The sequence below is a fragment of the Pantoea sp. X85 genome (genome assembly GCF_029623675.1).
Lineage (GTDB): Bacteria > Pseudomonadota > Gammaproteobacteria > Enterobacterales > Enterobacteriaceae > Pantoea > Pantoea leporis.
Window position 1 is genome coordinate 2646611 of the sequence record NZ_CP121108.1, and the last position, 25132, is coordinate 2671742.

Sequence of the window (25132 nt, forward strand, 5' to 3'; positions counted from 1 at the left end):
GCATAAACCTACAGGCTTTATCAAATTTGAGAAAATTAATCCAACCACTCGGTGTGGAATACACCCTCTTTATCAATGCGCTTATAAGTATGTGCACCGAAATAGTCGCGTTGAGCCTGAATCAGGTTAGCCGGCAGAACTTCTGAACGATAGCTATCGTAGTATGCAATAGCCGCAGAGAAGGTAGGTGTAGGGATACCATTCTGGATCGCGTAAGAAACAACATCACGCAAAGCCTGCTGATATTCATCTGCAATATTCTTGAAGTACGGATCTAAAAGAAGGTTGGCGATGTTTGAATCTGTTGCATATGCATCGGTGATTTTCTGCAAGAACTGAGCACGGATGATGCAACCAGCACGGAAGATTTTAGCAATCTCACCGTAATGCAGATCCCAGTTGTTTTCTTCAGAAGCTGCACGCAGCTGAGAGAAGCCTTGTGCATATGAAACGATTTTGCCCAGGTACAATGCACGGCGCACTTTTTCTACGAACTCAGTTTTATCACCGGTAAAGGCTTTTGCCTGCGGGCCGCTGAGTACTTTGGAAGCTGCAACACGCTGAGTTTTGAGAGAAGACAAATAGCGCGCAAACACTGATTCGGTGATCAATGACAGTGGCTCGCCCAGATCCAATGAGCTCTGGCTGGTCCATTTACCAGTGCCTTTGTTAGCTGCTTCATCCAAAATCACATCAACCAGATATTTACCGTCTTCATCTTTCTTAGTGAAGATATCTTTGGTGATGTCGATCAGATAGCTGCTTAGCTCACCGTTGTTCCACTCGGTAAAGGTTTCAGCGAGCTCTTCATTATTTAGGCCCAATGCTCCTTTCAGCAATGCGTAGGCTTCTGCAATCAACTGCATGTCGCCGTATTCGATGCCGTTATGCACCATCTTCACATAGTGACCAGCACCGTTCGGGCCGATGTAAGCAACACAGGCTTCCCCATCTTCCGCGCGTGCAGCGATTTTATCGAGGATTGGTGCAACCAGCTCGTAAGCTTCTTTCTGGCCACCAGGCATGATTGAAGGACCTTTCAATGCGCCTTCTTCGCCACCAGAAACACCGGTACCGATAAAGTTGAAGCCCTGATCAGACAATTCATTGTTACGACGGATGGTGTCTTTATAGAAGGTATTTCCACCATCGATAAGGATGTCGCCCTTGTCCAAGTGCGGAGTCAGCGATGCAATGGTTTTATCGGTAGCTTCACCTGCCTGTACCATGAGAAGGATGCGGCGCGGTTTCTCAAGTGATTGAACGAACTCTTCTACAGTGTAAAAAGGCGCGAGTTTCTTGCCCTGGTTCTCAGCGATGACTTCATCGGTCTTTTCGCGCGAACGGTTGAAGATAGAAACAGTGTAACCGCGGCTCTCAATGTTAAGGGCTAGGTTGCGGCCCATTACTGCCATACCTACAACACCTATTTGTTGCTTGGACATTTTCAACTCCTGTCTAAAGAAATTTGAGATACGTTTTTTTAACATCAAGTGATGTAGATCTCAATATAAGCTTATGCCATAAGCACGAAAAACCACCAATCAAGTGATATTATCTACGCATAAGATTATGTTTGTAAAAAATTGCGAAATCGATAATCGATGCAAGTAAATGGCGTTTTAAGAAGGAAATATCCCTTTTCTTTCTAATGCCATCGCTCCATTGGTTAGCAACAACAAAATCAATCAATACCTTTCTTTTTTTCCAATTAAATGGTGACGAAAAAATATCAATAAATGAAGGTACGTTACTTTTTTCAACATAGCCACCAAGTCCAAACGTTTCATTATGATTGAGGTTTTCAAAAGCATCATTCAAATTTTCACTTGAGCCACTAATTAACCCACCCCATATTTTCATCGCGAGTGGCTTGAAATCTTTACTAGTTAATACATGTATAGAAACATCACTCTTCCACGTCTCTAAAGAAGTCAGAATACCGTTTTGGAAGTCTTGAGTGAAGTTTTCCCAAGCTTTATTCTCCTCTGCATCAACTTTTCTTAATGCTACAACGCCCTCATCAGTTTTGGTATAACCCACCACACTTCCAGAGGGTGAGTTAGTAATCATCTCTATTGGAGCGACTGAGTCGAGATAATGAGGCAAGTCTTGAGAATGATTTAGATCCGGACCATATGCATATTTAAAACTATTGTTAGGTTGAGGATTCAGATACTTAGCCAAACCCAGATAGACACCATGAAATAATACATTTGGTAATACAAGGGCAATGTTATCCTGAATTGTCCCTCTCCATCCGACATCTACTACACAGACATTCTTTGTCTCTTCGCTAAGGCCTTTTCCTTTCAAGTAAGAGAGTAATTCTTCCTTTTTAGTATCACGATGGGAAGATATCAGATGAATAAATTTTGAGTCTGCGAAAAGTTTCTGCACTCTTGAATCTTGCCAAGGATAACGAATAAGTTCAGCAGGATCGATACTATACTTTTCCAATAATTCAGTGAATAGGAGTTCATCAATGTTTAAAGTTTTAAAAAGTGCATGAATAGACTGAGTGCTATAAAGATTCCAGACTCGCATCATTTCCTGAACATTGACTTCTCCGATGGAGGCAGCAAAAGTAGCTAATCGGCTAACTTCGAGTATTTCATATTCTGGAAACTTAACATTAATTAAATCAAATTTTAGTTTCTCGATGATTATCCCAAATGCTTTAATGAAAAACTCACCTTCTCTAGTGAAAAAGAAGATTTTTTCGCAGTTATTTTCAAAAGCTTTTTCCAAAATGAATAAAACATAGCCTACAATGAATGGTGAGCATTTTATTCCAAGCTTGAAGTTATCATGATTATTATTTTCATTTGGCAAAGAAGATTCAATAACATCCAAAGCATGTTGGAAAATTTTGCTCTTATCGTGAAAATTAGATTCATGCTGTAATCTGATTTCATGTGATTCTGACGGTACATAATGGATACACTTTATGCCCCGTTTTTCAGGTTGCTTTACATCCGACCATTCATTATCACCAATGTGCAACCACTCACTAGCTGAAATGGCAAAATTTTCTTTCACATAATCAAACAGACGTCCTGAACGCTTGTTCAATTTAATATCAGCTGAAGATATTCCATCATGCACTAAATCGTGAAGGCCATTTTTATCAATCAGAGCCTGTAGCCTAGACTTAGACATATAAAAATCAGATAAAAATAGTGTTTTTTCTGATGGATATTCATTTAAAAGGTTAGCTATTGTTGAGTCTGGCTCTGTTAATATGAGTTCAAGATCAAATTCATACTGGCAAACTTCATGTTCTATATCAGCAAGCTCTTTAGAAGTAATGCTATTAAATAAATAAACACACCATTCATGAATAACTTCCTCAAAAAGATATTCATCATCAAAAGCACTTGCTTGAGTTCGTTTGCCAATTTCTCTTTCGATTTCAATTCTTTTATTAAACAGGACATCAAGATCTGAGATGTTATGTTTACTGAAATATTTAAAATAAAGATAGCGTGCAGTGGCATACTTAATTGTATCCGGATGACATTTCCTTCTCAACAAAGTGTCCCAAACGTCAACAGTTTTTAGTTTTAATTTCATTGGAATCAATTACCTTTAACAATCCGATATGCTTTTCTTAATGGTTCTCTTAATCTAATCGGGAGTAACATAGCGATTTTCTTTAGACGTGATGGAGCGACAATATGAATTGCAGAAAGTGTGGCTTCACGTGTAAATTCAGCTTTTACTGCTTCAGCGTTATACATTTTTATGATTGTTTTATCGCCAAAAGCCTTGCAACTTAAAACATTTTTAATTGCATTGCTAAATTGTTCGGTTTCTACAGACAGATTTCGATCTAACATGAATTCCTGACCAGATTGAGACATTTTATCTCTGAGTTCATCGTTAGATAGTAGTCTGATAATGGCCTCTGCAAGGCTTTCAGGAGTTTGTTGGGCTAGTAGAGCAGCACTTTCAGGTAAATCATAAAAGTTATTTTCGCGCCACATTTCAACAACAGGTAAACCTGCTGCCATCATTTCAAAAGGAATTCGTGATGGATTCGAAGAGCTTAAGCATAAACCAACTTGGCACTTATTATAAAGTTCATTACATTGCTCAAGATCGATTAATCCTAGATTTTCATGTTCAAACCAAACATGATCTTTTGTATCCGAGCCATAGAGATAGATTTTTACATTTGGCAGGCGATGTTTAACAATACCTAATGCCTCAAGTCCTAGCCGTGAACACCTACGAGGTTTATCTGGCTGGTAGATAAAGCAGACGGCTTTTTCTTCCTTAATAGAATGGATTTTTTTATAGATGTCTAAATTAGCACCAAATTCGAAATGGTATCCATCAACATTAAAACTATTTTTTAAAGTATGCCTTAACCATCTACCAATCGTTATGGGGGTTAAACCATATTGGTAAGAATTTTCAGCCATTAAGTACGCATCACCCATCGGATTAAACCAAGCTTCGTAATCCTGCACAAAATAGACTTTTTTGCATTCAAAGTTTAAAGAAGCAACAAAGGCAGCCGAATACCAAACGGTAGCAATTGCAATATCAGAAGGCTTAGCATTTTTCCAACCATAAATTACATTGGAAAACTTTATATTGAATAGAGATGCTATTTTTTCTGAAGCATCACCTATACCAATCTCGTCTTCAAGATAAATAATACAAACATGACCTTTATTTTCTAAATAACTGGCATGCTGCAGAATAGTTCGATGTCCGCCAGAACCTTTTATCAAACTTGGGATAAACCATGAAATAGTAGACATAATTAATAACCAGCCTAAATTAAGATATTCAAGAATTTACTGAAATGAAATGCAGCTAGAATTCATTGCGGCTTTGAGAGTTGTTCTATTATTTTATCCCTTTCAATAATCATTTTTTCCATTTCCATCATCGAATTCCAACGCTCTTCTATTAATCGCTCCATATCTTGCATCGCATTCCATCGCTCTTCAATCAAGATCTTTTGCGAATTTATGACTTCATTCATATTTTGCATTGCCAGCCATCTCTCTTCCAGCATTTCTCCCTGAGAAGATATTGCCTCATCTCTTGATTGAATTAGATTATTCATATTAGAAATCGCATCCAAGCGCTCTTTAAGCATTCCTGACCACGTCTGCAAATTTAGTCTTGGTATTAAATTATTTTTTTTCCCCAAATTATTCTTTAAATTTGTCAACTTGATCATCCAGTCAAGGATATCATGATAGATATAGAGAGTAAAAGTAAGCGGCTTTTCAACATTACCAAGTAGCTCTTCAAATGATACATTTAGGAGTTTTATACTTTGGTGAAGAGATTCAATCAAATACTTTTCAGCTTCATATATGTTACCATTACAATAATGAATAACAACAATATTATAGTAAGCTTGGAGTACTTTAGTACCAATAGTCGGGCTGAATTCCAGATAATCTAAAGTTAGAGTTTTTAAATATAAATTTAAGGCCTCATCACGGAGATTTCTTATTTTAAGAAGTTCAGCTGCTAGTACCGATAATGATATAAGCCACCTAATCTGATGTGGGCTTTTTTGGGATATAATGCTTACACTATTGATGTAATTAATTATATCATTTAGTACTTGACGATCATGCTGCTCTTTCTTAAGTTCTTGATAACCAAGAATTGCTAGCGCTGCACCATAATCAGGACTCAAATTGTTGTAGTCTCTCAATATTTGTTTCGCATATCTAGCTAACGCAAACTCATTTTTATTTCGAGTCGGAAATTCAACCATGGATTTAATAAGCCATGGGTTCACGTAATCATTAGCAAAATTAAGCAAGTTTTTAGGTGGCTTACTGTAAAGGTAAGTCTTCTCATGGAAATTAAATTGAGATAAATTATTAAATGGGTTTTTCATCAGTACATAGTAATTTTTAAACTTTCCAATTACTTCTTTACAGCCGAATTTCTTTATAAAATCCTGATTATGTTGCAAATGATAGGCGACTTCGATCTCAAAATCAGAGTTCAAACTTAATGGGTTGAATCTATCTGAACAAATTATAACTCGACCACCCGGAGACAAACATTTAGTTAAATCCTCAAGAGATTCAAAACCATTAAATTTGTTATCATCGTTGAGTAGAAATATGCAATCATAATAACTTTCTAATTGGGAAACACCACCGCCCCATCCTATTTCATTTATTTTGCAATTATTATAAAAATCCTCGTTTGTTGAATATCCCTCGACTCGCCCAGCATTTGAATACTGATTAAAATACCCTAGAAAAATATCATAACTATTATGCACTATGCAGATATGTTCATTAGGGCGAATGTAGCCATTCAGTTCAGCACAAAGTTCAACTTCAGCAAGATGATCTAAAATACTTTTTTCAGTTAACTCATTATTAATACAACGCCTCATAAATAATGAGTAGCCAGGGTTTGACTCTTTATGTAAAGAACTATCTATTTCAAAACCTGCTTTAAAAATTACATTAGTAGCTGCGTTAAACTCAATTTTATCCGCTTCAGCATCCACCGTTGTTACAAATATGTTGTGCAGCGTCTGGATTCGACTCAGTAACTGGTTTAAGCCGTTGAAATCTGATTCATTCCAATGTCTATTAATGGAGATAATTGCAAATTTATATTCTATGTTTCCTTCAACATTTACTCTATTAATATCATTTCTTTTTATCGATAAAATATTGTAGCCGGTTAGTAAAAAATATTTTGTGAAATCATGATTACAATCGATAAGGATATAATTCCCAAGGCCATAAAACTTCTCAACTAACGCAGGACTTGTCATACTCTCACCATTTAGCTTTCATTTTTAAATCAGTCAAACCACCAAAAAAATAAACATCACGCAATACATGAACGTGGAAAAAAGCAGCTTCATCCCTCCAGTGCAATATTCTCTGTGAGAAATAATCCGGTGTTTCTTCATATGATACAGAAGCTTGAATTTCATATAAATTACTCCCTAGGGAGCAATCAAACTCAAGGTCTACAAAATGTTTTTGACCTTTATTGAACTTTTTACTCCAGAAAAGATCGTCTTTTTCACCATTACTTAATTTAAACATATCTTGATTAAGCGTACCCCAAGAATAAATCTTTACCCCTTCTTTATTCCTTATTCTTACTCCAACATTTAACTTATCAATTTGCTGATTAACAGTGAAATGAACTCTTATCTTAATATTTTCACCAGGGTTAAAAACATTCACTTTTTCATTTTGGATGTTGAAAAGTTCAACTTTATCAATAACAGCCTCTCCCTCTCCAAATGAGAGCTTGTCTGAACGTAAAGTTTCAATTTGTTCACCATCACTTGAGACACTAATGCTTTCCGATTTTGTTATTTCAAGAACTGTTTCAGTGTTTGTTCTCTCTGAAATTTCTTCTGTTAAATTTGAATAAAACTTATTCTCTTCATCATGTAATAAACGACGATACTCGAGTAAGACTTCAGATGATAGTCCACTCATCATCTGTCTGCCTCGATCAAGCAGAACCGATTTGTTTGTTAATGTGCGCACGGATTCCTGATCATGCGATACAAAAAGCAAAGTGACACCATTGCTGGTCAATTTCTCGATTTGTCGGAAGCAGCGCTTTTGAAAGAGAGCATCACCAACAGCTAAAGCTTCATCTACTATCAAAATGTCAGGCTCTAATTGAACTTGAACGGCGAACGCCAACCTTACCATCATACCACTTGAGTAAGTTTTTACTGGCTGATCGAGATGCGCTCCAATATCAGCAAAGCCTGCAATAGAATCAAATTTATTATCAATTTCTGTTTTAGTTAATCCCAGAACTGCACCGTTTAAATATATATTTTCTCGTCCAGTAAACTCAGGATTAAAGCCAGAACCTAATTCCAATAAGGCTGCAATTCTACCCTTAGTTAATACTTTCCCAGAGGAAGGGGTTAATGTTCCTGTTATTATCTGCAGTAATGTGCTTTTACCCGATCCATTACGACCTATAATACCCGCAGCTTCACCTTTTTTTATTTCAAAATTGATATTCTGTAATGCCCAGAACTCACTGTAAAACTGTGTAGATTCTCTACCGACTAGACTTTCAAATTTTGGTATGAAAAATTGTTTTAACCTATCACGCGGATTATTGTAAATTTGATAGCATTTACTGATGTTTTCTACACAAATCACATTATCATTACAAGACATCAGCAAATCCTTTTCTTACTTTTTGAAAAAATGAAAACCCAATTATGCAAACAATACTACCTATTACTAAATTGATGGTTAACATCACCCAATTTGGCTCATAACCCCAGAAAACCACTTTACGCGCTTCTTCAATCATATATGCCAGTGGGTTAAGCAATATTATTTTTTGGAACGTTGGAGGCAATGCTGCTATTGGATAAAAAACTGGTGACATAAACATTAAAACACTAATAATAATACCTATTGTTTGGGCAATATCTCTAACAAAAACACCTAAAGCTGCAAGTATCCAACTCAAGCCTAATATTGCCAACATTAAAGGTAAAATTATAATGGGCAATAATAGTATCGTAATATGTATATGTTGTTTAAAGATTATTATGGCGAGTAATAGAACCGTAAAACTAATAATCGCATGAAAAAGCGCAGCAAAAAAATTAACAAACGATAATATTTCAAGAGGAAAAACGACTTTCTTCACATAATTTACGTTGGATGTGATTAAAGTAGGTGCTCGACCAATACACTCTGAAAATAAATTAAAAACTATTAGACCAATAAATAACACAATCGCAAAATCTGCTTTCCCTGCATTAGGATCAGTCCCCCACCGGGTTTTAAATACAATAGAAAATACAAACGTATAAACAATTAACATCATTAGAGGGTTAAAAAGAGACCAAGCCAGACCGAAAAATGAGCCTTTGTATCTACCTGTTACTTCACGCTTAGTCATTTGCCAAATAAGCCCACGATGACGACGAAAGCTATCCAGCATAGATTTAGTTGCAACTAACATTTTCATTCCCGTTTTAACATTATGTCTTTTTAATTAAAGCATTCTGATATACTTGAATAGTTTTACTTATTACAATTTCTTTTGAAAACTTATCTTTTATCAAATTAGATGACTTTAATCCATAATCCTTGCGAATAATGGGATTATTCACCAAAAACCTTAAACTATCGCTCAATGATTCAATTGTATGATTCTTTAGAACAATGCCGTTAACTTTGTTGGTAATAATGCTTTGACAACCTGGCATATTACCTACAATGCAAGCTCTTCCTATAGAACAAGCTTCAAGTATGATTCTTGGAATTCCTTCCGCATATTTAGTTGGTAATACCATGATATTGCATTTTTTTAACAAAACATCAACATCATTTCGTGTTCCTAACCAGTGAATCAAACCTTCATCCGTCCAGCTCTTCACTTGATTAAGGGGAATGCGATCCGGATCTTCATCATCAACAATACCCGCAACAGACAATTCTATTTTGATACCTTCTTTTTTTAATTTGCGAATACTTTCAACTAATAACTCTAATCCTTTAGATTTAAGCAGTCTGCTCGCAAAAAGTACTTTAGTACTCTCACTCTCCTCTTCAGGTGCATAAGCGTATTTTTCTGTATCAATTCCTGCACCATCAATAACATTGAGTCTTGATTTATCTATAGCCGTAATACCTGCTAGCGTATCTTTATCTGAAGAGTGCTCGAATATTAACTGTATATTTCTATTTTTGTATAAAATAACTTTATATAAAAATTTAACGAGCTTTTTAACTATATTCTCTTTTAAAAAGACTCGTCCTAATCCTACAACGCTAATAACTTGAGGAATGGTTTTCATCCTTGAAATTAAACCACCAATTATATTTGGCTTTATAGTGATGGTATGGATCAAGTCAGGCTTAATCTTATTCAAAAGAATATAAAAACCGATAAGTATTTTGGCATTAGAAAATACATTAGTTGAAAACCTGTCAATATCCAAATCCCAACATATAATGCCTTGCTGCTCAAGATTTTTTTTTATTTTTTCATCCGAAAAATTAGAGATCAGGTGTATTTCATGTCCAATTTTTACCAATTTGTTCACACGGTCGATCCAGTGCAACTCAAAATACCATGCCGTGTTAACAAAATAGATTATCCTCATTCCACCCTCAGTTTATTGATTCTTTTAAGCACGCTACCGCCCTTGGCTCTAGCTACCAAAACACTCACCTACATTTTAGTGCAGCCTGTGACCAACTGCCTGTTTTTTATACAATTATTAATATTTTATTATTGCTATAATTTTGTCGAAATCCTAACACTGAATAATTCTATGTGGAAGAAGAGCTTTGTTAAGCGTCAAATTTTGCGAATGCAAAAAAGCAAAAAGCCTGTCCATTGACAGGCTTTAACATTAAAAAAAATAACTATCTGAAACCGTTGGGATTCTTACTCTGCCAGTTCCACGTATCACGCATCATGGCATCAATCCCGCGCGTCACGCGCCAGTCCAGTTCGTTGTTCGCTAGTGTCGCATCTGCCCAGAACGCTGGCAGATCGCCGTCACGGCGTGGCTTAAACTCGAACGGAATCGGCTTACCGGACGCTTTCTCAAACGCCTTGATCATCTCCAGCACGGAGAAGCCCACGCCGCCACCGAGGTTGTAAGCTTTGTAGCCTTCAACTTTGGCTAAGTGGTCCAGCGCTTTCAGGTGCCCTTCTGCCAGGTCGACAACGTGAATGTAGTCGCGCTGTGCGGTGCCATCTGGCGTGTCGTAATCATCGCCAAACACGCCCAGCTTCTCCAGACGGCCAATCGCCACCTGCGCGATGTACGGCAGCAGGTTATTAGGAATGCCGGTTGGATCTTCACCGATTTCGCCAGACTCATGCGCGCCAACCGGGTTGAAGTAGCGCAGCGCGATGGCTTTGAAATTCGGATCGGCTTTAGCGAAATCGCGCATCACGAATTCGATCATCAGTTTCGAAGTACCATACGGGCTGGTAGTGCCGCCAATTGGCGTGGTTTCCACGTAAGGAACCGGTGCATCGGCGCCATAAACGGTCGCAGATGAGCTGAAGATGAAGTTCCACACGCCAGCAGCGCGCATCTCTTCCAGCAGCACCACGGTGCCAGCCACGTTGTTTTCGTAATATTCCAGCGGCATGCGCGTGGATTCACCAACGGCCTTCAGTGCGGCGAAGTGAATCACAGCGCTGATATCGTTAGTGGCAAACAGGTCACGCAGGCAGGCGCGATCGCGGATATCGCCTTCAACGAACACCGCTTTTTTGCCTGAGAGCTTTTCCACGCGGTTGATGGCTTCGCGGGAAGCATTGCAAAGGTTATCCAGGACCACAACGTCGTCGCCGCGCTCTAACAGCGCCAGCACCGTATGGGAGCCGATGTAACCCGCTCCGCCCGTTACCAAAATAGCCATGTGTACTCCTTTAAACCGCGCTAAAGGCGCGGTAGAGAATGAGAAAGCTTATTTCGCCAGGATTTTCTGAATAGATTCGCGGAAATCGCGGCCCTGATCGTTGTTACGCAAGCCGTAAGAGACGAATGCCTGCATATAACCGAGTTTACGACCGCAGTCGTAGCTGGTACCGGTCAGCAGCTGCACATCAACTGGCTTCTTCTTGCTCAGAGAGGCGATAGCATCGGTCAGCTGAATGCGGCCCCATGCGCCCGGCTCAGTGCGCTCCAGCTCTTCCCAGATATCGGCAGAGAGCACATAACGGCCAACTGCAGTCAGGTCAGAGTCGGTAGAACCCGCTTCTGGCTTCTCAACAAAGCTGGTGATGGTGCTGATATCGCCTGGGTTATCAATCGGCTCTTCGGTAGTCAGCACGCCATATTCAGTAAGATCTTCGCCCGGCATGTGTTTCGCCAGCACCTGGCTGTGGCCGGTGTCTTCGAAACGCGCAACCATTGAGGCAAGGTTATAACGCAGGTGGTCAGCGGTGGAGTCATCCAGCAGCACGTCTGGCAGCACCACCACAAATGGGTTGTCGCCAATCATTGGACGCGCGCACAGCACAGAGTGGCCCAAGCCTAACGGGTTGGCCTGACGCACGTTCATGATGGTCACGCCCGGCGGACAGATTGACTGCACTTCGCTCAGCAGCTGACGTTTAACGCGCGCTTCTAGCAGCGCTTCCAGCTCGTAAGTGGTATCGAAGTGGTTTTCCACTGCATTTTTGGAAGCATGGGTGACCAGCACAATCTCCTTGATGCCAGCCGCGACGCATTCGTCAACAATGTATTGAATCATTGGTTTGTCGACAATTGGCAGCATCTCTTTCGGAATGGCTTTCGTCGCAGGAAGCATATGCATACCGAGACCCGCAACGGGGATTACTGCTTTAAGCTTGGTCATATTTATTCCATTTCATGAAGTGAATACGTGGGGTCGATTATGCAGGATCGGCCGGTCGAGCAAGTATAATCTTTATCTGAAAAACCGGCACTAACTCTCTGTCACACCATCAAAAATCGCCAATTTGGCCGGTAAAAACGCCGAAATGCCGATGAGGAACCGATGCGCTAAACCGCTGAAAAATCGTGAAAGGATTTGAGATGACGAGACCAGAGATTGACTGAAAGCTGAGTTGATAATGCGCCATAAATGGCGCCGCTACGGACCGTGTAAACATTGAGTCATCTGTAGCGGCGCGATTCATCACGCGGGTTGGATGTTGATGTCTACAGCCAGCCCTCAAACCATTCCGGCATCACGAACAGGTTGAAGTGGTTTACCAGCATCATCAGCGCAACAAACACCACCGACACCGAAACCCACTGACGCGCATACGGCATAAAGCGGATGCCAATCACCGGCTTGATGAAGAACGGATGGGCAAAGGCAGAAATCAGCACCTGCGAGATCGATAGCGTCAGCGCCACATACAGCACGTTCGGCCAGATGTAGGTTGTCGCCAGCACCGCAACCACCACCAGGCTCGCCACAATGTTCCAGTAGAACTCAACATTGGTGCGGCCGTTGGCCTGCGAAATCGCGCCGGTTAAGCCGCCCATCGGACGCAGCATGCCAAACAGCAGCATCAGCGGAATCAGATGGTAAACCTGCTCATGTGAAGCGCCGTACAGCACGCGCACAATGACCGGGGAGAGAATGCCAATCGCCAGATACATCGCGCTACTGAACAGCATGATGACGAAAGTGCCTTTCAGGAACAGCTTTTTCAGCTGCTCTGGATCGTGCTGCTTCTCAGCGAAGCGCGGCAGTGCCAGGCGGTTAATCACCGGCGAAACCAGCTTCAGCGGTTGCAGAATCAGCTCTTTTGCCAGCGAGTAAATCCCCAGCATCTCCGCACCCATCACTTTACCGACGATCAGCGCATCGGCCTGGGTACGCAGCTGGTTGATGGTCTGCGAACCAAGCTGATACACGCCATAACGTACGGCGCTGACGAAGGTTTTACCGTCGAACTCCCAGGTCGGACGCCACGATTTCTCGCCGAAGTAGATCATGCAGAGAATGCGCGTGAAGGCGTTGATGAACAGACCAAGAATCGCCGCCGCCACGGTAAGCGAGGTATAATACAGCATCGCCACGGTACACAGGAACGCGAACAGCTTGGTGGCCATCTCAATCTTCGCCAGCGTTACCATGCGTTTGGTTTTCACATAGTGCGCCTGATACTGCGACAGATGTCCCAATACCAGGAAGTTGAGGCTGGTGAGCATGATCAAGCCCACCAGCTCCGGCAAGTGATAGAACCACGCCACCGGATAGGCAATCGCCAGCATAATCAAGCCGGTGCAGAAACTGAGCGACACGTTCACCCAGTAAATAGTGCTCTGCTCGCGGCGATTAATATCCTGGCGATGCACGATATAGCTGCTCATGCCCATATCCTGCAGCACGGTCGCCACCGCCAGAATCGCATTGATGATCGCCAGTAAACCCAGCTCGTGCGTTTCCAGTTTGCGCGCCAGCACGGCGAGCTGTAACACCTGAAGCAATGCGGCAAAACAGGTACTACCAAACAGCCAAACGGCCTGTTTTTTTAATCCGCTCACACCATGCGCTCCAGAATTTTCGCCAGCTCACCGTAAGCGATGTGCTGATTGAACTCAGTTTCGACTTTCTGCCGCGCGGCGGCGACCACCGGTGCCACATCCACATCGCCACGCGAAAGGCGCAGCAACGTCGCTGCCAGCTCGTCAGGATCGTTTTCGGCCACCAGCCATCCGCTGACGTCATTCTCAATCAGTTCAGGAATGCCGCTGTGATAGGTCGACACCACCGGCAAGCCAACCGCCATCGCTTCCATCAGCGCCACCGGAATGCCTTCCATATCGCCATCTGCGGCGGTTTTAGACGGCAGCAGGAAGATGTCCGCCTCGTTCAGCGCCTGACGAATCTCATCCTGCGGCTTGAAGCCCGGCATGGTGACGTAATCCTGCAATCCAGCGCGCGCGATGTGCTCGCGCATCATGCCATCCTGCTCGCCGTTACCGATGATGGTGAACTGGAACTGGCCGCCATTATTGCGCAGGATTTCGCTGGCTTTCACCGCCACATCCAACCCTTTCTTCTCGGTCAGACGCGCAACAGAGACGATGCGCAACGGTTGATGGAACGCCTCGCGCGGACGGAAGTTAAACTTCTCCGGCTCGATGCCCATACGCGTGACATGCACCTTGGCACGCGGACAACCCATCTCAATCAGCTTGTTCTCCCACAGGTGGCTGATAGGCAGCATCAGTTCGCTCTGTTTGAACAGGTTGACGTAGTCGAGCTTGTGCTCTTCGAGGATGTGACGACGCGAAATATCCGCGCCGTGGAACACCGTCGCCTGCTTGCCTTTCAGCACGCCGAGTTCGCGCAGCTTGTTAGCCAGCGCGCCGGCATAGCCAAAGTGCACCAGAAACACATCGGCGGTGTAAGGCTGTTTAGTGTTGGCGACAATCGCCGGCAGCAGCAGTTTGCTGGCCTGTGCGCCGTAGCGACGCACATTCAGCGACTTGAGCAGCGCGCCTTTGGTGATTTTCGGCAGTATCAACCCGATACGCTGCGTCAGCTTATCAAGGTTGGATACTTTCTCTTCCGGCAGTAAATAGTGGGTTTTCGCTGCCAAATTGTAGTCATCGAACGCGGCATGGCGATTAATCATATCGCCCGGAAACACGGAGATAATCTCCACGTCGTAGCCTGCGTCGATGAAATGCGTCACCTGATTGAGCACAAAGGTCTCAGAGGCAACAGGAAAACGCATGGTGAAAAAGGTCAGCTTCATCACTTCACCCCAGGACGTTGAGAATTTCTGCTGTAATGCGGTTACCAATCTCACGCTCCTGCGCCACCGCGGTATCAACTTTGTGTTTCACGTTGTCGTAGTCGGCCAGCACCGTCTGCACTTTATCGATGAGCGAACCGTCCATCAGGCTCTGCACATCGGTGGCCATCTGCGGCAGGCCAAGCTGTTTCATCACGCCGAGCGACTTGTGCTCGTAGTTGATGGCCACGGCTGGCGTACCAAAGTTCATGGAGATGATGGCGGAGTGCAGGCGGGTACCAATGGTCAGATGACAATGGCTGAGGAGGATGCCGAGTTCGAGGTCGTTGAACTCGTCCATGATGACATGGTAATGCTCGGGATGCTCGACATGATCGCGCAACGTCAGCGCCACCATGCGGTCATCTTTGGCGTAGCTATCAATACCGGTACAGGTAGAGAAGGCAACCACCTGATAACCTTCGGCAATCATCGCGTTAATCACGCGGCCAAAGGCAGCTTCATACTCTTTTTGCGTGACGCCGAGACGTTTGTCAAACGGCGCCAGTTCACGCACGGTAATCGCAATGGTTTTGCGTGCGCTGATAATCGCCTGCCAGTGCAGCAGGTTATGGCTAGGATTAGCCACTTCACGCGCTTCAACCAGGAACGCGGTATCAACACCCTTCTTCACTTTGCTGGTGGTCACGCCATCTTGCTTCAGGCGGTCGTAGCTCACCTCTTCGCGCAGCACCAGGCTGTCAACGCGATCAAAGACAAAGTTCGCCAGCGCATTAACGCGCGGGTTCTCGAACGGACCGACCGAGTGACCGACCATATGCAGCGGCTTTTTCGCCATCAGCGCACAAAGCGCGTGGTCGAATTGGGTCACGCCGTAGAGATCGACGAAGAACGAGCCGCCAACCTGAATAATCGCGTCGTACTGCGCAAGGCTTTGGGTGAACGCCGCCAGATGCGGTGGCACCGAGAAAGATTTGTATACGCCGCCTTTGCCAAGGTGCGCCATCATGATGTCCGGCATCAAGCGGTTCGCCACCTTGCGTTTCAGGCTGCCCACTAACCCTTTGCCCGACTTGCTGTTGTGCAGGAACAGGGAATCCTGCTGGATATCCTGCTGCAGTAAATAGCCAGAGCTTGTTGGATAACGGCTGATCACATCGATATCCAAATCCGCACGCGCGGATTTGAGTGAATCAATCAGCCCACGTAAAATCGCGCCATCCCCACGATTTCCACAGGTATGGTTTCCTACCAATAAAATCTTCATAAAAAAACTCCGGAAAAATTTTTGTAATTTTTACAAGCCGCCAATAGCTGCACTGGCAAAGTGAACTCTGATTCAAAGGACTGCAATGGGAGTAAACCCCAAAAAAGTGGTGCTAATTGCATTTCTATTCAGTACTGCTTACAAACTATGCACATTCCGTAGCGGCGCGATGCATCGCGCGTACCTGACATTGGCATTGCGCAATGAATTGCGCCGCTACAATTAGTGTGCGTTACGATTTAACGGCGAAATACGGCATAGCCACCTGCTCGCCATTGATCACCACCGAGATGAAACCTTTGGGTTCGCGCGTATCCACCTGTTCCGGCTTCAGCGCACGCGAGGCCAGCAGCAGATCGCCCTGCTCGTTACCGCCGACGCCGGCTTTGCCGTTGTGCAGGCTAAAACGCTGCGGGGCCTGTTGCGCTGCGCTGCCCGGCGCGCCTTTGTCCATCACGGCGTCAACGCGCGCGCAGCGACCGGTCAGGAAGCGATCCTTGGCGGTGCTTTTGATCAGCACAGCGGTGGTCGGCGTCCAGCCCGCTAACTTCACGAACACTTTGGTGTCGGTATCGGTGCGCGGTTCGAAACGTACCTCCACCACCGGCGAGCTACCTTCCGCTGACCAGCTGGCTTCCGCTTTGTTTTTCTTGCGCTGCAGATGAATCACCGCGCGGCCGCCGGTGCCTTTGCCGTCAATGACATCCATCAGCGGCTGATTGGCGGTGCCGTTATTGAACTGCGACTGACCAAATACCTCGATCTCCCAGCTATCGCCCACCGTTGGCGAGTAGAAGTTGCCGAGTTCAAACCAGGTTTGCTGATCGCTGTTGTTGGTCAGGCGGAAGCGCGAGGTGATGTAGTTGTATTTCAGACTGCCATCAATGGCGACGCCGTAGGATTCAACGCGCGTTGAGCCCATTTCCCAGATGTTCAGCCAGCGCTCGCCTTCCAGCGAGTTATCAATCCAGCTGCCCGACTGCAGATTGGTCTGGCGCATATTAAGGCGCGAGTTACGCGCGTTAAGCGGGTTCTTACAATCCTCAATGCTTAGCGCATCGACAATCCACTGGCCGTTCGAGATGTCGCCAGGGAAATCGCTGTGCTCAATCCAGCCGTTATGAATGATGGATTGGCTGCAGCGCGGCAGATTCAACACCATGCCGCCTTTACAGTGCTGGGCGTTGAAGTTGGAGAGCTCAATCGCGGTGCTGTGATCCCAGGCACCGGCCTTTTGCCCCGACCAGCTGGCTTTAATCACATCGCCGGTACAGGCGTTGGCGTACCACTGATCGATTTTGCAATCCAGCGTATCCAGCAGGCTAAGCGAAACGCCGCCCACCTGATTGAAGCGCAGGCAGGCACCACGGAAGAACTGGCCGCCCGGACAGGTATTGCGGAACAAACCCTGCTTGTTTGGACGCTTGTCGGTGTTGCCGTTGAAATTCAGGTTGGAGATTTCCGTCCAGCGCGCATTCACCTGGAACAGGAATTCAGAGCGACCGTCGGAAACCAGCGTGGTCGCCGGGAAATAACCGAAGTTGACCATCGCGCCGGAAATGCGGAAGAAGCGACGTCCTTCGTCACCGAAATCACATTCAGAGACAAAGAAGGTGCCAGCCGGGAATTGCACGCAAATCTGCTGGCTGGCATCAATCGACCATTGATACATGGCTTTGATCGCCGGTGCTGTGTCGGTTTTGCCGTCGGCAATAGCACCGAAATCAAACAGCGTCAGGCGATTAAAATCTTCCACCACGCGACGCCAGGTAAAACCGTTGCCGCTGAAGTTCACGCCGCCATCATCTTTGCCATCGCCGAAGGTGCCGACGAACTCGCCGCCGCCCACTTCCAGCCCTTCGTGCCAGCTTTTCAGCTTGATTTTGGCACCGGCAAACAGCGGACGGGTTTTGCGCAGCTCTTCAACCGATGGGATTTCACCAATCAGCTGGTAACCATTCGGCTGCGCCAGACGCTGGCTGAAGTTGCTTTGATTGGGGCGCGAGACATCGCTAATGGAGAACAGCGTGTGGCCCTGATCGTCCTCCACCACCATTGAGTGCGCGGGATTGGCGATCAACGCCGCATTGTCGTGAATGAACTGGGCGAAGTTGCCTTTGTTCAGCGCAATCGGCTGGCTGATTTGTGACACTTTGCCATTAGCATCGCGCAGAAACACCGGGATCTGATTGCCGGCCTGGCTGGCATCGCTGCCCGCTTTACCGATCCACAGTTTGCCCTCGAAGTTCTGCCAGAACTGCGGCGGCATGGTATAGACGTTTTCTGGCGTCAGAATCGGCACGTCGCCCGCCGGAACGCTGGCGGGATCGACGGATTTTAACGTTGGCTGACCACTTTTTGCGGCGTAGCTGGAAAACGCACTCACTGAGAGCGCAGTAACAATCGAGGAGGCTGCGGCCTGCAAGACTTCTCTTCTTTTCATGCTTCAATTCCCGTGGTTGTGCGGCCAAAAAGGATTCCCGAGGCACGATAATTGTCGCTAAACAAGGGCGAGCCAGCTCTGCTTGATCTGATTACCGTCAAACTTGAGCGCGGTTTCTTTGGTTTTTTCACTCATGGCGTAGAACAGGCCATCATCACTGGCGAGCTGCTCCATCCGCTTGATAAAGGTGGTTTTGTCATTCATCGGCACCAGGAAGCCATCTTCACCGTGGTTGATGATCTCCTGGGGCCCGGTTGGGCAATCGTACGCCACCACCGGCAGCGACCAGGATTTGGCTTCCAGCAGCACCAGCGGCAAGCCTTCATAGCGCGACGTCATCAGCGCCATGTCGCTTTCGCGGTAGTAATCGTTGATGTTGCTGACTTTGCCGACAAAGTTAACGCTATTGGTGATACCTAACGCCGCAGCCTGATCGTGTAGCTGCTGGCGTAGTTCGCCGTCACCGGCAATCACCAGTTTCCACTCGGGATGTTTCTTGCTGAAGTCGGCCCAGATATCCAGCAGCAGGTCGAAGCCTTTCTGGTTATCAAGACGTCCCACCGCCAGCGCCTGACGGCTGCGCGTTTGACGTTGAAACGCTTTGTACACCACCGGATTGGGGATTTGCTGGCTGGCAATATTCCAGCGGTTAAACACCTGATGATCTTTGTCGGTCAGGACGATCACCTGGTCGTAATAGCGCAGCATCAGCCACTTCAGCAGTTTAATCGGCTTGCTGAACGAGTTAATCGCAATGTGTTCGCAGGCATACGCCTTGAAGCGCTTCTTCTTCAGCGCCATCAGGTTCCAGAAGGCGAACATCACGCTCAGGCGACCCATGCTGATCAGGAATACGCTGTCAAAGCCTTCCTGATGAATGCTGCTAACGGCGCTTTTAATTGGGTTGCTGTGGCCTTCAAAGCTGACAATTTTTTTCACCCGTTCGAACGGATAAAAGGTTTTGCCATGGCCTTCCAGCGAGTAAATGGTGACTTCATGCTGCTCGCCGAGGCACTCAGACATAAAGTTGCAGATGTTTTCCGTGCCCGCATACGAGTAGGCATCTTTAATCACCAAAACGATCTTTTTCATACAATCCTTTCCACCTCAAAAATATAAAAGCAGCTAAATCACCGTTGCGCTTAGCGGTGTTTTAAGGCAAAAAGAACCCCATTCACCATATACCAGACATAATAGTAATATACTTTTAACGGATTGTTTTTATAGATAATTCTTAATAATTCGAGGTGCCACTTCGCCGCTTTATTTTTGTTGCGCGACAGTGAATCGCCCAACTCGTAATAGTTGACCAGGGTTTTCTGGATCACGCGGGCTTGTTTGTAGCGGAGGAACAACTCATAGAGGAACAGGAAATCTTCGTGGCCTTTACGCTGGAAGAAGATGCCCTGTGGAGGACGGCGGAAACACACCGAGGAGAAGCAAACACGATATTGCTTCTTCACGAAGTTTTCCTGCTGCAGGTAGGGTTTGCTGTAGTTGATATCGTGGTCAGCGGTTTTGGTTTTGTAGTGATAATGCGTGATCACGAAATCGTCGCCGGCGGCGATCGCGGCCGTCTGTTCGGCCAGTTTTTCGCGGTGCCATTCGTCATCGCTGTCGAGAAACGCGATGATCTCTTCTTTCGCCGCGCGCAGCCCCACGTTACGGGTTTCGGCTGCGCCCTGATTGACCTCGTTGTCGAGAATGGTGATACGCGCGTCCTGACAATGTTCACGCACCAAGGCGAGTGAATCATCGGTGGATTTGTCGTTGATCAGGTAAAGATGCCAGTCGCTGTAGGTCTGGTTGATGATCGACTCAACCGCGCGCAGAACGGTATTTCGCGCGTTATACATCGGCATCACAATACCGACGGTGCCAACATGATTTGTCATTTGTCTACCCGGAGTTTCAGGAACCAAAAAATTGCCCCCGTGTAGGGAGCAAGTGAAAGTGTTTAAAAGTGAATCAGGAGACGGCTCTTCTGCCCGAGAAGCGCGACTTCACCTTATCGAGCAGGCGATTCATGAAGTAGGCGCGATTGTCACGGTTGGTGAGGAAGAAGTAGCGTGCAAAGCTGAGGCTGGCCTGCAGCGATTTACCATCCATCTTGTAGCGCAGCGGCAGCTTGAACGCCTTGTAAGTATGGATGTCACGCGTGGTCAGGTGCGGCTTCATGGTATCGAGCCAGAAGAACGAGTATTTGACCGATTCGCCTTTGTGCTTGGAACCAAATTTGGTCACCAGATGGTAGGTTGCCAACGGCTTGTCGATCATCACGAAGTCGTAACCCATGCGGTCAGCGCGGATGCAGAAGTCATAATCCTGATGGCGAATATAGCGCGCATCAAACTGGATCTGCGCCGCATCTTCGCGCTTCAGCACAATGGTGCTGGTTTGAATAAAGCCGTAACAGCCAAACAGATACTCGGCGACGGTTTCGTTTTTGCCGGGCGGTTGCATCGGCATCACCTTGAGGAAGCTGCCATCCTGATGGATGTTCACCTGACTAAAGATGACGTAGCGCGATTTGCCCTGCGCTTCCAGTTTGGCGATGGTTTCACTCGCCACCAATAACTTGTCCGGATGCCACTCATCGTCGGCATCGAGGAAGCTGATAAAGTCGCCGGTTGCCAGCTCAATACCTTTGTTACGGGCGCCAGCGCCGTTGAGTTTGACCTCAGACAGCTCCAGTTTGATAGCCAAATCCTGATAACGTTCGCTGCGTACCACCTGCGCCAGTTCAGCCGCATCGGCCGATTTGTCATCAACAATAATGACTTCAAAATTGCGATAGGTTTGCGCTTTGACGCAATCTAGCGTCGTGACAATCGATTTCGACGCGTTATACGCGGGAATAACAATTGAGAAGCGAATCTCCTGCATTGCCAGCACCTCATTAAAAAAGTTACAAAATCAATGATATAACTTGTGGGCTCAAAAGAATAATGGGTGATGTCCTAATTTGTCGGCGAGGTCTTCATCGCCACTTTCTTCTTGTTGCTACTGCCGATAAACGGTTTCTCGACAAACAGATACGTCAATTTCGCCACATAGAAGGAGGCGACAAAGAACAACGTTGAAAGCAAGGTGTAGAACAGGAACGAATGCGGATAGAGCGTTTCCGGGATCTGCTTGATGAAATAGAGCACCACACCGTGAATCAGATACAGGCTGTAACTCACCTCACCAATCGACATCAGGGTTTTGTTTTCCAGAATGCCAAACACGGCGTTGCCGCTGCTGACAATAAAGAAGATCACCGTCAGGCAGCAGAGGAAAATCAGATACCAGAAGGTGTTGCTGGTGAACGACAGCGAGAACAGCGACAGCACAATCACCGCAAAACCGGCCAGGCTGGAGGTTTTGTAGTGCGCAAACATGTCGCGATACTTATACGCCAGATAACCCATGGCGAAGCCCAGCACCGGACGCGGATCGGTATAGGTTTTGCCCCACAGACGCAGGCCAACCGCCACGCAGAAAATCACGCCGATCGAGCCGAGAATCAGCAGCGTTTTGTATTTACCTTTGGTGGCGCGGTTGAGCACGTAAATCAGCGGAATCGACAGGTACAGCAACCATTCGAGGCGCAGCGTCCATTCCACACCGGCGTTGACATCCGCCGTCAGGAAATCACCCATGCGATAGCTGCCAATAAACAGCAACCACAGCACGGCATCTTTCACTGCCGTGAGGCTATAAGTGAGATCGCCCTGCACCACGCCTACCGCGATGATGACAAAACCGGAGAACCAGAACATCGGGACGATACGGCGGATACGCGACTTCAGCAGCTTGTGCGTCAGCTGCCCTGGCGTCAGGGTTTCATTATCCAGCCAGCGATAGAACAGGAAGGCGGAGATCATGAAGAACAGCAGTACACCGAATTTACCGGAGTTAACGAAGAAGTTGCCTTCGGAGAACCAGGCAAAATAGTCTTTATCGAACACCCACTGACCATCCAGCGAATAGATGTAGTGCGCGAAGTGTGAGAACGCCACGATGCTGGCCAGCAGCGCGCGCATACCAGAGATACTTTTAATACCGCTACTGTTGTACACGCCTTTGTGGAAGGAGAATACTCGCAGAATGATTAGCGCCAGACAAAATGACAGCACCATGATTAATACATACATGTCAGCTCCTGAATCTGAGTTGGGTTAGCTGCTGTGCCGCGACAAAACGCTATCGAAAGTGCTGCTTAAGACGTTGAAGGTTCTTTCTGCTTTCTGCTTATAAAGCATCTCGTTCGGGTGAATGCAATCAGGCGACATCTCAGATTGCCAGTCACGGTTCTGCTTGATGGCGCTGTACTGCTTCACAATCGGTACCTGCTGCTCTTTAGCCACTTCATTTAACTGATAAACATACGGCCAGACGTTCCAGCGCTCGGCTTTGCCACAAATGGGATTCGGTTCCTGTAACACCACCAGCTTGTTATTCGCCTTCGCGCCTTTGACCAGCTCGGTGATAATGCGCTTATACTCTTGCGGCGTTTCAATGCGCTCGCCTTTGTCTTTGAAGAAGTTGATGCGCGCATCGTTGATGGCATAGTTAATCAGAATCATGTTGGCATCGGATTTCGCCATGCGTTCTGACCAATCCATCGGCGTATTGTCTTTGTTGTACACCAGCACCGAAACCTGTGCGCCCGGCATGCCGTGGTTCTTCACCTCAATGTTGTTGCCGTATTTCTCACGCAACATCTGCTGCAAAAAACTCACTTCATTATTTTTACTGAGGATATTGCGATTGCCCGACGCGGTAACGCCGGCGGTGGTGGAGTCACCGTAGGCGGCGATGATAAATGTGCCGGGATGATCCTCTGCCTGCGCCAGTAGCGGCGCAGAGGTGATCAGAACTGCCAGTAAAGTCTTCCGCATATTTCCTCTCATCGGTTAATGAAACAATTTGAATTCACGAGCAACTTCATAGCCCACAACGGCCTGCTTCAGTGAGATCGTGTTGTAGTAGAGGTAATAAACAAGGAAGAAAGCGAACATCGCAAACATCGCGGGTTTCAGTACGCGTTTTGACTGGAAGATTAGCGATGTCAAAATAATCGGTTCGACCTGCAGCAGGTAGTTCGACAGGCGCGCACCCGATGAGTAGTTGTAGAAGAAGATCCTGATGCCGCCGCCGATGGCAAAAGTGAGAATCAACAGGTAGTTCAGCTTCCACACGTCGTACTGTTCGCGCTTGAGCTGGTTGCTCAGCATGAAGTAGACAAAGATAAACACCAGCATGATGTTTTTCAGGTTGGACACTGACACCACGCTGCCGTCACCGGCATTCGAGGCTTCATTACTGTAGCCTGCGGCCCTTTCGCCCATCGATCCCAGATGTCCGGCGATCAAGGCAATAAAGCCGGTCCCGCCCACCACCGAAAGTGGCACACTTAACAGGATGATGGCCACCGGCCACCAGCGCGATTCCCGAATAAACAGGAACGGAATGATGGTCACCACCATTACTGCGGTGTTGTGGCTGAGGAAGGACAGAATAAAGAAGGCAAACGCCCACCAGTATTGCTTGAGGTAGATAGTCCAGATCACGCCAAGGAACAGCGCCGAGCTCAGGCCAAAACGAATCTGGTTTACATCTTTGTTGATAAAGATATGCGCCGAATAAAGCGCCAATGCCAACACCGGATACGGTGACATCTTTTTGAAAAAGATGGCGTTGGTTGAAACTGCCAGAATACTGAACACAAACAGGAACACGCTGGCATTGTGTGAAAACAGGCTGGTGATCCACGCGATAGCAAAAATCAGCGGTTCATAACGGAAGAAGGCGACGGTGTTGGCAAAACCGTTGACCTCAATACGGCGGACGAAGTCGGCAAAGAAGCTGCGATATTGATAGTCGTCCATCCCGGTACCGAGACCGCGAATACCGGCAAAAATAATCAGCGTGACCGTGGCGATGCACAGCAGGTAAGTCAGAATATGGGTGGTGCGTTCGTCTTTCTTCAACAGGATTTCGACCAGCGCAAGCAACAGCAAAAACCCTGATAAATACCAATATGGAGCCATGGTGTGATTCCTTAATTCCACAAGTTCTCGTGCCAGCGGTGGCTTTTAATGGCGTTATAGAGAGAATCACCTGTGTAAATCGTTGCGTGTCGTCATTCAAACGGTGCGATCAAAAGGGGCGGTCAACCCGCCCCTTTCTTCACCGGATTA

At 46.1% G+C, this 25132-nt stretch carries 19 protein-coding genes; all 19 read right to left on the reverse strand.

Annotated elements, in window-relative coordinates:
* Window positions 1–35: 35 nt before the first annotated feature.
* Window positions 36–1445 carry an NADP-dependent phosphogluconate dehydrogenase gene (gene gndA / locus P6287_RS12320; RefSeq protein ID WP_277973790.1) on the reverse strand — a complete coding sequence of 470 codons (1410 nt, stop codon included), beginning with the start codon at window positions 1443–1445 and terminating at the stop codon, window positions 36–38.
* 109 nt (window positions 1446–1554) lie between these two features.
* The gene (locus P6287_RS12325) at window positions 1555–3576 is read right to left on the reverse strand and encodes a hypothetical protein (RefSeq protein WP_277973791.1); all 2022 of its coding nucleotides are present in this window, start codon (window positions 3574–3576) and stop codon (window positions 1555–1557) included.
* Between the two features lie 5 nt (window positions 3577–3581).
* Window positions 3582–4775: a glycosyltransferase family 4 protein gene (locus P6287_RS12330; RefSeq protein WP_277973792.1), complete on the reverse strand. Its 1194-nt coding sequence runs from the start codon at window positions 4773–4775 to the stop codon at window positions 3582–3584.
* Window positions 4776–4837: 62 nt separating this feature from the next.
* Window positions 4838–6784, reverse strand: coding sequence for a hypothetical protein (locus tag P6287_RS12335; RefSeq protein ID WP_277973793.1), 1947 nt, complete (start codon window positions 6782–6784; stop codon window positions 4838–4840).
* A gap of 4 nt (window positions 6785–6788) precedes the next feature.
* Window positions 6789–8177 carry an ABC transporter ATP-binding protein gene (locus P6287_RS12340; protein WP_277973794.1) on the reverse strand — a complete coding sequence of 463 codons (1389 nt, stop codon included), beginning with the start codon at window positions 8175–8177 and terminating at the stop codon, window positions 6789–6791.
* Complete coding sequence (locus P6287_RS12345) at window positions 8167–8979, reverse strand: ABC transporter permease (protein WP_277973795.1); 813 nt, start codon at window positions 8977–8979, stop codon at window positions 8167–8169. Before P6287_RS12345 ends, P6287_RS12340 begins: the two co-directional genes overlap by 11 nt.
* Before the next feature lie 19 nt (window positions 8980–8998).
* On the reverse strand, window positions 8999–10066 hold the full coding sequence (locus P6287_RS12350) for a glycosyltransferase family 4 protein (RefSeq protein WP_277973796.1): 1068 nt from the start codon (window positions 10064–10066) through the stop codon (window positions 8999–9001).
* A gap of 325 nt (window positions 10067–10391) precedes the next feature.
* Window positions 10392–11405, reverse strand: coding sequence for a UDP-glucose 4-epimerase GalE (galE, locus tag P6287_RS12355; protein WP_137386113.1), 1014 nt, complete (start codon window positions 11403–11405; stop codon window positions 10392–10394).
* 48 nt (window positions 11406–11453) lie between these two features.
* Complete coding sequence (gene galF / locus P6287_RS12360) at window positions 11454–12347, reverse strand: UTP--glucose-1-phosphate uridylyltransferase GalF (RefSeq protein ID WP_101763372.1); 894 nt, start codon at window positions 12345–12347, stop codon at window positions 11454–11456.
* A 326-nt stretch (window positions 12348–12673) separates the two neighbouring features.
* Window positions 12674–14014, reverse strand: a complete 1341-nt coding sequence (locus tag P6287_RS12365) for an MOP flippase family protein (protein WP_008104858.1) — start codon at window positions 14012–14014, stop codon at window positions 12674–12676.
* Window positions 14011–15234, reverse strand: a complete 1224-nt coding sequence (locus P6287_RS12370) for a glycosyltransferase (protein WP_192411955.1) — start codon at window positions 15232–15234, stop codon at window positions 14011–14013. Before P6287_RS12370 ends, P6287_RS12365 begins: the two co-directional genes overlap by 4 nt.
* Window positions 15235–15238: 4 nt before the next feature.
* The gene (gene wcaK / locus P6287_RS12375) at window positions 15239–16501 is read right to left on the reverse strand and encodes a colanic acid biosynthesis pyruvyl transferase WcaK (RefSeq protein WP_101763371.1); all 1263 of its coding nucleotides are present in this window, start codon (window positions 16499–16501) and stop codon (window positions 15239–15241) included.
* A 232-nt stretch (window positions 16502–16733) separates the two neighbouring features.
* Window positions 16734–18944: a phage tailspike protein gene (locus tag P6287_RS12380; RefSeq protein WP_110866652.1), complete on the reverse strand. Its 2211-nt coding sequence runs from the start codon at window positions 18942–18944 to the stop codon at window positions 16734–16736.
* 57 nt (window positions 18945–19001) lie between these two features.
* Window positions 19002–20036 (reverse strand): glycosyltransferase, encoded by a 1035-nt coding sequence (locus tag P6287_RS12385; RefSeq protein ID WP_101763369.1) that lies wholly within the window; start codon window positions 20034–20036, stop codon window positions 19002–19004.
* Window positions 20037–20086: 50 nt separating this feature from the next.
* Window positions 20087–20839, reverse strand: a complete 753-nt coding sequence (locus tag P6287_RS12390; protein WP_277973797.1) for a glycosyltransferase family 2 protein — start codon at window positions 20837–20839, stop codon at window positions 20087–20089.
* A gap of 73 nt (window positions 20840–20912) precedes the next feature.
* Window positions 20913–21830 carry a glycosyltransferase family 2 protein gene (locus P6287_RS12395; protein WP_192411530.1) on the reverse strand — a complete coding sequence of 306 codons (918 nt, stop codon included), beginning with the start codon at window positions 21828–21830 and terminating at the stop codon, window positions 20913–20915.
* A 74-nt stretch (window positions 21831–21904) separates the two neighbouring features.
* Window positions 21905–23083 carry an acyltransferase gene (locus P6287_RS12400; protein WP_110866650.1) on the reverse strand — a complete coding sequence of 393 codons (1179 nt, stop codon included), beginning with the start codon at window positions 23081–23083 and terminating at the stop codon, window positions 21905–21907.
* Between the two features lie 24 nt (window positions 23084–23107).
* Complete coding sequence (locus P6287_RS12405) at window positions 23108–23830, reverse strand: SGNH/GDSL hydrolase family protein (protein WP_277973798.1); 723 nt, start codon at window positions 23828–23830, stop codon at window positions 23108–23110.
* 15 nt (window positions 23831–23845) lie between these two features.
* Entirely contained in the window at window positions 23846–24982 is a 1137-nt protein-coding gene (locus tag P6287_RS12410; protein ID WP_277973799.1) for an EpsG family protein, read from the reverse strand.
* Window positions 24983–25132 lie beyond the last annotated feature (150 nt).

Excerpts from the sequence above, each read along its gene's own strand:
- gndA (WP_277973790.1), bottom strand. The coding sequence starts at position 1,445 with ATGTCCAAGCAACAAATAGGTGTTGTAGGTATGGCAGTAATGGGCCGC.
- P6287_RS12325 (WP_277973791.1), bottom strand. The coding sequence starts at position 3,576 with ATGAAATTAAAACTAAAAACTGTTGACGTTTGGGACACTTTGTTGAGA.
- P6287_RS12330 (WP_277973792.1), bottom strand. The coding sequence starts at position 4,775 with ATGTCTACTATTTCATGGTTTATCCCAAGTTTGATAAAAGGTTCTGGC.
- P6287_RS12335 (WP_277973793.1), bottom strand. The coding sequence starts at position 6,784 with ATGACAAGTCCTGCGTTAGTTGAGAAGTTTTATGGCCTTGGGAATTAT.
- P6287_RS12340 (WP_277973794.1), bottom strand. The coding sequence starts at position 8,177 with ATGTCTTGTAATGATAATGTGATTTGTGTAGAAAACATCAGTAAATGC.
- P6287_RS12345 (WP_277973795.1), bottom strand. The coding sequence starts at position 8,979 with ATGTTAGTTGCAACTAAATCTATGCTGGATAGCTTTCGTCGTCATCGT.
- galE (WP_137386113.1), bottom strand. The coding sequence starts at position 11,405 with ATGGCTATTTTGGTAACGGGCGGAGCGGGTTACATCGGCTCCCATACG.
- galF (WP_101763372.1), bottom strand. The coding sequence starts at position 12,347 with ATGACCAAGCTTAAAGCAGTAATCCCCGTTGCGGGTCTCGGTATGCAT.
- P6287_RS12370 (WP_192411955.1), bottom strand. The coding sequence starts at position 15,234 with ATGAAGCTGACCTTTTTCACCATGCGTTTTCCTGTTGCCTCTGAGACC.
- wcaK (WP_101763371.1), bottom strand. The coding sequence starts at position 16,501 with ATGAAGATTTTATTGGTAGGAAACCATACCTGTGGAAATCGTGGGGAT.
- P6287_RS12380 (WP_110866652.1), bottom strand. The coding sequence starts at position 18,944 with ATGAAAAGAAGAGAAGTCTTGCAGGCCGCAGCCTCCTCGATTGTTACT.
- P6287_RS12385 (WP_101763369.1), bottom strand. The coding sequence starts at position 20,036 with ATGAAAAAGATCGTTTTGGTGATTAAAGATGCCTACTCGTATGCGGGC.
- P6287_RS12390 (WP_277973797.1), bottom strand. The coding sequence starts at position 20,839 with ATGACAAATCATGTTGGCACCGTCGGTATTGTGATGCCGATGTATAAC.
- P6287_RS12395 (WP_192411530.1), bottom strand. The coding sequence starts at position 21,830 with ATGCAGGAGATTCGCTTCTCAATTGTTATTCCCGCGTATAACGCGTCG.
- P6287_RS12400 (WP_110866650.1), bottom strand. The coding sequence starts at position 23,083 with ATGTATGTATTAATCATGGTGCTGTCATTTTGTCTGGCGCTAATCATT.
- P6287_RS12405 (WP_277973798.1), bottom strand. The coding sequence starts at position 23,830 with ATGCGGAAGACTTTACTGGCAGTTCTGATCACCTCTGCGCCGCTACTG.
- P6287_RS12410 (WP_277973799.1), bottom strand. The coding sequence starts at position 24,982 with ATGGCTCCATATTGGTATTTATCAGGGTTTTTGCTGTTGCTTGCGCTG.